At 71.4% G+C, this 10424-nt stretch carries 15 protein-coding genes; 8 read left to right on the top strand and 7 right to left on the bottom strand.

The genetic code is table 11. The features are described from left to right. Window positions 1-92: 92 nt before the first annotated feature. The 6 genes from MCAG_RS20835 to MCAG_RS20860 all read right to left on the bottom strand — a co-directional run bounded on the left by MCAG_RS20835 (window position 93) and on the right by MCAG_RS20860 (window position 4151). Window positions 93-1172 (bottom strand): WxL protein peptidoglycan domain-containing protein, encoded by a 1080-nt coding sequence (locus MCAG_RS20835; protein ID WP_007074961.1) that lies wholly within the window; start codon window positions 1170-1172, stop codon window positions 93-95. A gap of 118 nt (window positions 1173-1290) precedes the next feature. Next, the gene (locus MCAG_RS20840) at window positions 1291-2763 is read right to left on the bottom strand and encodes a choice-of-anchor M domain-containing protein (RefSeq protein ID WP_198141600.1); all 1473 of its coding nucleotides are present in this window, start codon (window positions 2761-2763) and stop codon (window positions 1291-1293) included. A gap of 103 nt (window positions 2764-2866) precedes the next feature. Then, window positions 2867-3172: a 30S ribosomal protein S14 gene (gene rpsN / locus MCAG_RS20845; protein WP_007074963.1), complete on the bottom strand. Its 306-nt coding sequence runs from the start codon at window positions 3170-3172 to the stop codon at window positions 2867-2869. Beyond that, window positions 3172-3339 (bottom strand): 50S ribosomal protein L33, encoded by a 168-nt coding sequence (gene rpmG / locus MCAG_RS20850; protein ID WP_007074964.1) that lies wholly within the window; start codon window positions 3337-3339, stop codon window positions 3172-3174. The genes rpsN and rpmG overlap by 1 nt, the downstream gene beginning before the upstream one ends. Continuing rightward, window positions 3339-3575: a 50S ribosomal protein L28 gene (gene rpmB / locus MCAG_RS20855; RefSeq protein ID WP_007074965.1), complete on the bottom strand. Its 237-nt coding sequence runs from the start codon at window positions 3573-3575 to the stop codon at window positions 3339-3341. The genes rpmG and rpmB overlap by 1 nt, the downstream gene beginning before the upstream one ends. A 75-nt stretch (window positions 3576-3650) precedes the next feature. Then, on the bottom strand, window positions 3651-4151 hold the full coding sequence (locus MCAG_RS20860; protein WP_007074966.1) for a winged helix-turn-helix domain-containing protein: 501 nt from the start codon (window positions 4149-4151) through the stop codon (window positions 3651-3653). A 45-nt stretch (window positions 4152-4196) separates the two neighbouring features. On the opposite strand from MCAG_RS20860, the gene MCAG_RS20865 reads away from it, so the two are divergent. From MCAG_RS20865 to MCAG_RS20880, 4 genes are read left to right on the top strand one after another with little or no spacing between them, the layout of a single operon-like run. Next, window positions 4197-5492 carry a GTP-binding protein gene (locus MCAG_RS20865; protein WP_007074967.1) on the top strand — a complete coding sequence of 432 codons (1296 nt, stop codon included), beginning with the start codon at window positions 4197-4199 and terminating at the stop codon, window positions 5490-5492. Then, the gene (locus tag MCAG_RS20870) at window positions 5489-5746 is read left to right on the top strand and encodes a type B 50S ribosomal protein L31 (RefSeq protein ID WP_007074968.1); all 258 of its coding nucleotides are present in this window, start codon (window positions 5489-5491) and stop codon (window positions 5744-5746) included. Before MCAG_RS20865 ends, MCAG_RS20870 begins: the two co-directional genes overlap by 4 nt. Beyond that, entirely contained in the window at window positions 5746-5952 is a 207-nt protein-coding gene (locus MCAG_RS20875) for a hypothetical protein (protein ID WP_007074969.1), read from the top strand. The genes MCAG_RS20870 and MCAG_RS20875 overlap by 1 nt, the downstream gene beginning before the upstream one ends. A 5-nt stretch (window positions 5953-5957) precedes the next feature. Further along, window positions 5958-6374: a Fur family transcriptional regulator gene (locus MCAG_RS20880; protein ID WP_007074970.1), complete on the top strand. Its 417-nt coding sequence runs from the start codon at window positions 5958-5960 to the stop codon at window positions 6372-6374. Between the two features lie 104 nt (window positions 6375-6478). Here MCAG_RS20880 and MCAG_RS20885 read toward each other — a convergent pair whose 3' ends face one another. Next, on the bottom strand, window positions 6479-6871 hold the full coding sequence (locus tag MCAG_RS20885; protein ID WP_198141601.1) for a Fur family transcriptional regulator: 393 nt from the start codon (window positions 6869-6871) through the stop codon (window positions 6479-6481). 224 nt (window positions 6872-7095) lie between these two features. Between MCAG_RS20885 and MCAG_RS20890 the strand changes: the two genes are divergently transcribed. From MCAG_RS20890 to MCAG_RS20905, 4 genes are all read left to right on the top strand, one after another. After that, entirely contained in the window at window positions 7096-7488 is a 393-nt protein-coding gene (locus tag MCAG_RS20890; protein ID WP_007074972.1) for a GntR family transcriptional regulator, read from the top strand. Continuing rightward, entirely contained in the window at window positions 7485-8375 is an 891-nt protein-coding gene (locus MCAG_RS20895; protein WP_036374512.1) for an ABC transporter ATP-binding protein, read from the top strand. The genes MCAG_RS20890 and MCAG_RS20895 overlap by 4 nt, the downstream gene beginning before the upstream one ends. Continuing rightward, window positions 8372-9352, top strand: a complete 981-nt coding sequence (locus MCAG_RS20900) for an ABC transporter permease subunit (RefSeq protein ID WP_007074974.1) — start codon at window positions 8372-8374, stop codon at window positions 9350-9352. Before MCAG_RS20895 ends, MCAG_RS20900 begins: the two co-directional genes overlap by 4 nt. A 236-nt stretch (window positions 9353-9588) precedes the next feature. Further along, a partial coding sequence (locus tag MCAG_RS20905) for a lytic polysaccharide monooxygenase (RefSeq protein WP_007074975.1) occupies window positions 9589-10424 on the top strand: 836 nt, incomplete at its 3' end.

The raw sequence follows: 10424 nt of genomic DNA on the forward strand, positions 1-10424 counted from the left end.
ACGTGGTGGTGGTCCGCCGTACGGCGGTGTGGGTGGTGGCGGTGCCTGCGACGCGATCGAGGGGATCGGTGCGGCGTCTGCGGTACGGCGTGTCACTGCCTGTCCTTCCCCGGGTGGTCCGAGGTCCGTTCGGTCTCCCGGCTGGCTTCGGCGCGACCCTGCTCCCGGGCGGCGGCCACCGCCTGCGCGAGCTGCCGGACCCGCCGGCGGCGGGCGGCGGTCAGCGCCCAGCCGGCGAGGGCGAGCAGGGCCAGCAGGACCAGCTGCGGCCAGGGCACCGCCCAGACGGTGACCCGTGCCGAGTCGCCCTGCGGCGGCGGGTCGAGGACCTGGTCGCCCACAGCGGCGGGCGTGACGGCGGCGCTGGCGGTGAGCCGGAACAGCGGCGGCACACCCGTCATGCGTACGGTGGTGGTCAGTTCCCCGCCGGGCAGGATCTCCGGCAGGGCCGCCGCGTCCACGGAGCGTCCGCCGAGACCGAAGGGCCCGGCCGCGTCGAGCGTGGGTCGTCCGGTGAGCCGGACGTTGCCGGTGTTGCGGACGGTGAAGGTGGCGGTGAGCGTGCCACCAGCGAGCGGGTCGAGCGAGCCGGTGTGCCGCACTCGGAGGTCCTCGACGGCCAGCGCCGGTTGCAGCTCACCGGTGACCCGTAGGTAGATCCGCGCGCCGACGCGGTGGTCGACGGCGACCTGGTTGCCCTGCGCGTCCGCCGTGGTGGTGGTGGCGAGTGAGGCGACGATCCCGCCGGCGTGGTCGCCCGGCGTGGCGTTGTCCGGCACGGTGAGGGTGAACGGGATGTCCAGGCGGGACGTGGACGGGATGGTCAGGGTCCGTCGAGGGAAGCGAACCCAGGCGCCGACGTCGGTGGGCTGTTGGCCACCGGCCAGCAGGTCGAACCCGCCCCGGGTGGTGGTGAACGCGTCGCTGGCGTAAAGGTTCAAAGTCAGCGGGCGCGCCGAATGGTTGGTGACCGCGACGTAGTCGGTCAGGGTGGCACCGGGGTCCAGCTTGTAGGTGAACGCCGGGCGGCCGTTCGGGCCCTTCGCGCTCGATGGTGCCACCCCCCAGGTCGCAACGGACGGAGCCGCAGGTGCGCCAGGTGTCGGCGCGGGCGGTGCCGGAGCCGTGCCGAGCAGGGCGATGCCGGTAGCGATAGCGGCGAGCAGGCGCATGGCGGGGACGGATTCCGTTCCTGGGGTGAGGGATGGGGCGGGGCGGCCGGGTCGTGGCCCACCCCGCGACCGTCCGGTGGCCCGGCACTGAGCCGCGCCACCGGACGTGTTGGTGTGGTCAGATCGCGGTGAGGGTGAGGGTCGCGGTGTAGGTCCCCGCAGCCGTCTCGGTGGGCAGGCTCAGCCGCAGCCCCGCGCCCAGCTGGGCGGTGCCCCGCCCGGCACCGCTCGACGCCGAGCCCAGCACCGCGCTGTTGCCGAGGCCGCCGCCGCTGCCGATGACGTACGGTGCCACCACCGGGCCGGCGACCACGCCCTGCCCGGAGCCCTGAGCCAGCACCCGAGGGCTCCAGCCGAGGTACCCGGCGCTGAACGTCGCCCCGGCCGGCCCGGTGAAGTCCGCCGGGATCTGCCCGGACGCGCTCCATCCCGGCTGGCCGGCGCGGGTGTCGGTCACGGTGACCGGCCGGAGCTCGCCGATGCTCTCCCACCGGTCACCGGCCACGTTCAGCTGCGCGGGCGGCAGCACCACGGCCCGGTCGTCCGGATTGACACTGATCACCAGCGAGCCCTGCGTTCCGTCGATCGACGCGGTGATCGTCTGCGAGGTACCCGGCTCCTGCGGCGGGAACGCCACCCACAGGGTCACCGGTTCGCTGGCCGCGACGATCGCGTGATCGTCGTCGTAGAGCTTGACCACGTACTCGCAGGCGTTGAGCTGCCGGGTCGCGGTGAAGGAGTAGCTGGCACCCGCCTCACCCGGGATGACGGTCCAGTCGGCCGCGCCCGGGCACTTGCTGAACCAGCGGTAGTTGTTCAGCTCGGTCTGCGGCGTCTGCACCGCGTTGAGCGTGACGGTGTCGTTCGGCTGGTACTCGTCGGCCATGCCGCTGATCGACAAGTCGACCTCGGGCCCGCTGCCGGGCAACTCGCCGACGACGAACGAGTAGTCGACCGGCCCGGTGCTGACCGTGGTGCCGTTGGTCAGGGTCGCGTCGGCCTGGAACTTGAGGGTGTAGCTGCCCAGCGCGCTGAACGCCCAGTTCGAGTGCGCGTGGGTCTTCACCGGGACGTCGATCGCGTCCGGCAGCCCGTCGGCATTGCGGAACTTGATGATCGGGCCGCCGAACGAGTCCTGGGTGAACAGCGTGACGTCGCCCGGCCCCTGTACGCCCACCAGGCTCAGCCGCACCTTGTTTCCTTCGAACACCCCGGAGTCGAGCGTCGTGGTGTTCCAACCCGGCCAGAGCAGATCCGGGTCCTGGGTCATGGGCAGCAGCCAGACCTGGCTCCCCGCCGGCCCGAGAAAGGCGAAGCGGGGATCGTCCGGAACGGCCATGGCCGCCCCCGGCAGGACCTGGAACGTCACGTCCGCCGGATCCCGCTGCACCGCGGGGCTGACCGTGTCGTCGTTGACCTTCAACGACAGCGCGCCACCGTCGTAGTGCACGTCGATCGCGTCGGTGTGCCCCTTGGACAGCACCACCTTCTCGGCCGCGGACGCGGTGGCGGGCGCCAGCACCGTGCCGGCGACCACCACCGCCCCGGCGACCAGGCCCGCGAGACCGCGAGCCCTCACCGTCGCATTCATACCTCTCCTTCCACACCACACACCTGCGGGCAGTGGTACATGTGGCCCGAACCGGCGGTGCTCCACCGGCCGGCCTCCCACGCCGTTGGCGCTGGTGACGACATCACCACGACGCCTTACGCACTCCGGGCATCTCGCCGCGTAGGGCCAGCTCGCGGAACCGGACCCGGGACAGCCCGAACCGGGTCAGCACTCCACGTGGGCGGCCGTCGATCTGGTCGCGCGATCGCAGCCGTACCGGGCTCGAATCCCTCGGTAGCCGGCTGAGTCGGCGTACCGCCTCGGCGCGTGCGTCCGGGTCGGTGTCCGGGTGGGCGGCCAGCCGCTTCAGCTCGGTTCGCGCCTCGGCGTGTCGGGCCACCAGTTCCTCGCGGCGGGTCTGCCGGTTGACCAGGCTCTTCTTCGCCATCAGCGTGCCTCGCGGAACTCGACGTGCCGGCGCGCGATCGGGTCGTACTTGCGCAGGACCAGCCGGTCCGGGTCGTTGCGGCGGTTCTTGCGGGTCACGTACGTGTAGCCGGTGCCGGCGGTGCTGCGCATCCGCACGATCGGCCGCACGTCGGTCTGGCGGGCCATCAGAGCTTCACTCCCCGGGCACGCAGCTCGGCGACGACCTTCTCGATGCCCTTGCGGTCCACGGTCTTGAGCGCCTTGGCCGTCAGGGTGAGGCTGACCCACCGCCGCTGCGAGGGCAGCCAGAAGCGGTGGTTCTGCAGGTTGGGGTTCCAGCGGCGGCGGGTGCGCCGGTGGGAATGGGACACGGCGTTGCCGAAGCTCGGCTTCGCGCCGGTGACGTCACAACGTCGGGACACAGTGCTCGCTCCTTGAGGGAAATCATAACCGTAACGACAACGATTTTCAGTTCTACATCAGCTGTTCGGTCACATCTACGCCAGGGCGTCGACGATCTCGACGGCGCAGTCGACCCCGAGGCGGTAGCCGACACCACGTAGCGTCGTCACCACCGGCACATCGGCGCCGAACTTGGCGCGCAACCGCCGGACATGGACGTCCACGCTGCGGGGACTGGTGCGGGACTGCTCCCAGACGTGCTGGAGAAGTTGCCGCCGGGTGAAGGCCTGGCGTGGATGTTCGGCCAGGTAGAGCAGTAGGTCGTACTCCCGGCGGGTCAGCGCGACCTCGGTGCGACCGCAGTACACCGCCCGCGCCTGCGGATCGATCCGCAAGTGACGATCCGGCTCCTCCGGCGGCGACATCGACACCGGGTCGCCGCCCAGAAGGGCCAGCAGCGCATCGAGACGGCCAAGGTCCCCCGCGCGGGCGGCGGGACCGAACCTCAGTTGAACCGTGACGGTGAGGACGTCGCCGGACTGTCGGGCCTCGACCCCGTGCGTCCGCACCTCACCGCTGGCTTCGGCAACTTCCATGTGCTTAGAATGACAATCGTTTTCAAGTAAGTCGAGAGGAACACGATGTCGTCGTCACCACAGGCTCCGACCCATGCCGTGACAGCCGACGCTGATACCCGCCCGTCACTGACCGTGCTGTCCGGGTTCTGGCCGGCGGCGACCTTCGCCGTCGCCCGCGCACTTCTCGCAGCCGATCCGTCACTGCTGCTCGTACGGCACGACCTCACCGCCATCCGCGACGGCCTCGTCCGCCGGGTGGTCCGCTCCAGCGCCGGCATCATCGAAGACGAGCAGGTCGAGCTGCGGCACGGCTGCGTCTCCTGCACCCTGCGCGAGGACGTGCTGCCCACCCTCGTCCGGCTCACCCGCAGCCACCCCGGCCAGGACCTCGTGCTCATGCTGCCCGAGGTGGTGGAACCCGAGGCGGTCGCCGCCGCCTGCGCCTACTGCCTCATCGACGGCGCACCGATCACCGACCTTCTCCGCGTCGACTCCTATGTCACCGTCCTCGACGCCGAGCACCTGCTCGACGGCCTCGCCAGCACCGACGACCTCACCGCGCTCGGCATCCAGGCCGCCGAGGACGACCACCGCGCGCTCGCCGACGTGGTGGTCCGGCAGATCGAGTACGCCGACACCCTGCTGCTGTGGGGGCAGTCCCGAGAGGGAGATTTCGACACCAGCAGGATGGCGATCCTGCTGCAGCGAATGGCACCGTGGGCGGCCCACATCCGTGTCGACGACGACCGTGTCGACGCCAGCACGCTGACCCGTCAGCTGCGCCACACCCGTCGGCACCGACCGGAAACCCCCGGGATCCTCACCCGCGGTCTACAGGGCTACACACTGGGCATCCACGAACCCGAGCCTGACTGCGGAGTCGTCTCCACCGTCTTCCGTGCCCGCCGCCCATTCCACCCGCAACGCCTGCACGACGTCCTCGAAGACGTCAACGCCGAAATCATCCGCTCCCGGGGCCACCTCTGGCTGGCCAGCCAACCCGACACCGTAGTGGCCTGGGAATTCGCCGGCGGCGGCCTGGCAATGGGCTCCCTCGGACACTGGCTGGCAGCCCTGCCCGAAGACCGCTGGGAACACGTCGAGGACCAGCGCCGTCTCGCCGCAGCCCTCGACTGGGACCCCTACTACGGCGACCGCCACCAACACCTCGTCTTCATCGGCCTCGACATCGATCCCGCCGAGCTGCACCACACCCTCACCGGCTGCCTGCTCACCGACGCCGAACTCGCCGATGGCGAGGAAACCTGGCGCACCTACCACGACCCCTTCACCGGCTGCTTCCCCCTCGAAGCAGAGGAACCGCCCAACACCAACACCGAAGGAGCGTCACCCGCATGAAGCCCGGCATCCACCCCGAGTACCGACCCGTCGTCTACCGCGACAAAGGCGCGGACTTCGCCTTCCTCACCCGATCCACCGCCACCAGCGACCACACGATCCAGTGGACCGACGGCAACACCTACCCCGTCATCGACGTCCAGATCTCCGCCGCGAGCCACCCCTTCTGGACCGGAAAGCAGCGCCTGCTCGACACCGCCGGCCGCGTCGAGAAGTTTCGCCAGAAGTACGCCCGCCGCGAACCCCGGGGCTGATGATGAGCACCGGGGCACCCGTCGACTGGGCCCTGGCACCGCAGCCGGTCGGCGCAGCCCGGCAGGACCGGGCCTGGTACCTGACGATCGCCCGCGACCACATCCGTGCCGAGTGGTCGGACCGTCGAGCGCGCGTCAAGCCTCTGCGCGCCGACATCCCCGCCGAGACGGCCGACCTGCGCGAGACGCTCGGCGTCCACCCCTAACCGCCATGACCACGCCCCTCGTTACGCAGTTGCGGGTCGCGGGTCTGACGCCCACCGCGCAGCGTCGCGCCGTCCTGGCGCTGCTGGCCAGACACTCCCGCCCGCTCACCGCTCAGCAGGTGCACGCCGAACTCACCAGCACCGCGCGGCACATCGGCCTGACCACTGTTTACCGAGCGCTGCACAGCCTCGCCGACGCCGGACTGCTGCACACCTTCGACCTGGGCGGCCAACGTGCCTACCGCCACTGCGGTACGGCACCGCACCAGCACCTGATCTGTACCCGCTGCGACGCGGTGACCGAGTGCCCGCCCGAGATCGTGACGGGCTGGCTCAGCGAGCTGCACCAGCACACCGGCTTCACCCCACATCCTGACCGACTCGACGTCAGAGGCATCTGCGCGACCTGCGCCGGCACGTGAGGAAAGAGGTGGTGGTATGCCAACCCGCCCGCCGCCTCGAACAGCCGCGTGCCGCCAACCAGCTCGATCAGGGCCCACGGGTGACTGGGCCGGATCGGCGATGGTCAGCGTGAGCACTCCGCGCACATGCCGAAGACCTCCAGGGTGTGGCCGACGTCGGTGAAGCCGTGCTGAGCGGCCATCCGGTCGGCCCACCGCTCCACGGCGGGCCCGGCAACCTCCACCGTGCGTCCGCACTCGCGGCAGACCAGATGGTGATGATGTTTGCTCTGGCTGCACCGGCGGAACAACTGCTCACCGCCGGGCAGCCGGGTGGAGTCCACCTCGCCGGCCTCGACCAGCAGCTGCAAGGTCCGGTACACGGTGGTGAGGCCGACCCGCGCCTTCCGGGCGAGCAGCATCTGATGAAGATGCTGCGCCGAATGGAACCCCTCGACCTCGCGCAGCAACGTCAGCACCTCAGCCCGCTGACGGGTGTTGCGGGTCGCGTTCGGCATGGCCGACGTCACTGGGATCGTGTCCTCCCTGCTGGTAGCCGTAGCTGCCAGGCGCCTTCGATCTGCACCGCTCACCTGCGATTCCACCATATAGGCGTCCTCAGGGTTCGTCTCGTGCGCCGCCCCGCCGGGCCTCTAGCGGAGGTGGTTGAGCCCCGCCGGTGAGATCCGGTCGTCCGCGCGGATCCTTTACTACTTCACTAGTAAAGGGGTAATGTTCGGGCATGTTCGTGTTCCGGCTCGACAGCCACTCGGGCGTGCCGACCTACCTGCAGCTCGTGCAGCAGGTTCGGCAGGCCGTGCTGCTGGGGTTCCTGCAGCCGGGCGACCGGCTGCCGCTGATCCGTGAGGTCGTGGAGACCCTCGCGATCAACCCGAACACCGTCGCCAAGGCGTACCGGCAGATGGAGCAGGAAGGCCTGGCGGTCGGGCGCCCAGGGCAGGGCACCTTCATCACTTCCACGCAGACCGCCGCCTTGTCTCCGGCGACGTACAGCGCACTGCGGCGTGGCCTGGAAGCGTGGCTGCACCAGGCATACGCCGCAGGGCTCGACCGGCAGGCGGCCGCAGCCCTCTTCACCACCGTGCAGCAATCGATCGACAAGGAAGCCGCATGACAGCAACAGACATCGCGCTGACCGCCGAAGGGCTGTCCAAGCGCTACCGCCGTACCTGGGCGCTGCGCGACTGCACCCTGGAGGTTCCGGCCGGCCGGGTCATCGCCCTGATCGGGCCCAACGGCGCGGGCAAGAGCACCCTCCTGCGCCTGTCCGCAGGGCTGCTCGCGCCGACTGCCGGCACGGTGCGGGTGCTGGGCGAGGACCCAACGGCCAACACCCCGCAGGTGCTCGCGCGCATTGGCTTCCTCGCCCAGGACCATCCCCTCTTCAAGCACTTCACCGTCGCCGAGCTGATCCGCTTCGGCCGGTCCTGCAACCGCCGCTTCGACCGGCACCTGGTGGAAACCCGCATGGCGGAACTCGGTATTCCGCTGGACCGTCGCGCGGGCGCCCTCTCCGGCGGCCAGCAGGCCCAGGTCGCGCTCGCGCTGGCCCTGGCCAAGCACCCCGCCCTGCTGCTGCTCGACGAGCCGATGGCCGCCCTGGACCCGGTGGCCCGCCTGGAGTTCCTCCAGGTGCTCATGGGCGCGGTCGCCGTCGACGGGGTCACCGTGCTGTTCTCCTCCCACGCCGTGCCGGAGCTGGAACGCGTCTGCGACCACCTGGTCGTGCTCAACGGCAGCCGGGTCGCGCTCACCGGGGACATCGAGACCCTGCTGGCCGAACACCGCCTGCTCGTTGGCCCGCGCGTCTCCGCCGAGCCCGAAAGCTCGGCCACCATCGTGTCGGCGACGCACAGCGACCGCCACACCACCCTGCTGGTACGCGACGGCGGCGGCCCGACCGCTCCCGGCTGGCAGGCAAACCCCGTCGGGCTGGAGGAACTCGTGCTCGCCTATCTGCGCCGCACCCCGGCCCCCACGGCAGAGGCGGTGGCGGCATGACCTGGCTGACCTGGCGTCAGCACCGCGCCGAGGCCACTGTCCTGGCGCTGCTGGTCGCCGTGGCTGCGGCCGTCCTGCTACTGCTCGGGACGTCCATGCACGGCCTCTTCCCGCACGGCGTCGCGCGCTGCGCGGGCGGCTCCGTCGCTGAGGGCTGCGCCGTGGCGCTGCAGCGGCTGTGGGAGGAGCACGGGTACGCCTCGAAGATGCTGTCCCTGTTCAACCTGCTGCCGTTCGTCATCGGCGCGTTCCTGGGCGCACCGCTGTTGGCCCGCGAGCTGGAGACCGGCACGTGGCAGTTGGCCTGGACGCAGTCGGTGCCCCGGATGCGGTGGCTGGCGGTCAAGCTCGCCGCGCTCGGTTCGCTGGCGGTCGTGCTGACCCTCGCTCTCAGCGCCGTGGTCACCTGGTACCGCCACCCGCTGGACGTGCTCGACGGTCGGTTCACCGCCGACGCGTTCGACCTGGAGGGCGTCGTTCCCGCTGCGTACGCGCTGTTCGCGTTCGCGTTCGCCGCGGCGGCCGGGGTGCTGCTGCGGCGCAGCCTGCCCGCGCTCGCGGCGGCGCTGGCCGCGTTCCTCGCGGTGCGGGTCGCCGTTGCCGGCGCGCTGCGCCCGTACTACGCGTCGCCGCAGACCCTGGCGAACCCGGTGACCGCGGGGGACACCACGGTCGACGTCGGCGGGCCGAGGACGTCCACCGGCAATCACCTCGACTGGATCCTCGCGACGGGCTATTCCGACGCCGCCGGCCGCCGGCTCGGTCTGGCCGAGGTGTACCACATGGACCAGGACGCCCGGCGGTCCGGCCTGGACCTGGCTACCCACCTACGCGATCGCGGGGTCCTGCAGTGGGTGGAGTTCCACCCCGCCGAGCGCTTCTGGACCTTCCAGCTCATCGAGGCCGCGCTGTTCCTGAGCCTGACCGCAGCGCTGCTCATGGTGGTCGTCTGGCGGGTCCGGCGGCGAGCCCTGTGACCCGCCCGGATGCGCCTGCCGGCCGGCCGCCCTGAGCTGGTGGGAGACGATGATGTCGCCGAGTTCCTGGTTGCCGCCGTCGTGTTCCGGCGAGTTGAGGCCCTGGCAGCTGCCGACCGGGACGACGGAGTCGGGCGTGAGGCTGTCGATCAGGACGGTGGCCTGAGCAGGCTGCGGCGGGAGCCGTCGAACCTTTGCCGCCCCGCGTCCGTACCAGTGCGCGGGAGGTCGACACCATGGCCGTACGCCGCATGTTCGCCGCCGTCGCGGTCGTCGCCGCGACCGTGGCGCTCGCCGCGCCGCCGGCGTACGCGCACGGCGCGCCGACCACCCCGCTGAGCCGCGCCGCCGCCTGCCGGCCCGGCGGCCCCCACGCCGCGACCCCCGCCTGTCGGGCTGCCGTGTCGGCCGGCGCGGCGGTCCGCGAGTGGGACAACATCCGGGTGGCGCGCATCGACGGGCGGGACCGGGAACGCATCCCCGACGGTGAGCTGTGCAGCGGCGGGCTGTCGGCGTACCGGGGGCTGGACCTGGCGCGGTCCGACTGGCCGGCGACCGAACTGGAGGCCGGCGGTCGGCTCACCTTCCGGTACCGGACGACGATCCCGCACCGGGGCACGTTCCGGCTCTACTCGACCGTCGACGGCTACGACCCACGGCAGCGACTGACCTGGGTGGACCTGGAGGCCGAGCCGTTCCTGACGGCCACCGACCCGCCGTTGCGGGACGGGGCGTACCAGATGGCGGGGCGGCTGCCGGCAGGCAAGACCGGGCGGCACCTCATCTACACGATCTGGCAGAACTCCGACACCCAGGACACGTACTACTCGTGTTCCGACGTGGTCTACCGCGCCCCGGCGACGACCATCGCCGCGCTGCCCGGGCAGACGGAGCCGGCCGACGCCCCCGGGGTGCTGCGTGCCGACGCGGGGACGCTGAGCGCGCCCGCCCCCTCGGGGGCGACCGTCGAGGGCGCGGCCGGGGTGCCGGTGGCCTCGGTGAGCCGGCTCGGCCCTGGCGGGTGGCCGGTGGCGGCCGGCGCTGCCGCGGTGCTCGTCGTGCTGCTGGCCGC

The sequence above is a fragment of the Micromonospora sp. ATCC 39149 genome (genome assembly GCF_000158815.1).
In the GTDB taxonomy this organism is placed as follows: domain Bacteria; phylum Actinomycetota; class Actinomycetes; order Mycobacteriales; family Micromonosporaceae; genus Micromonospora.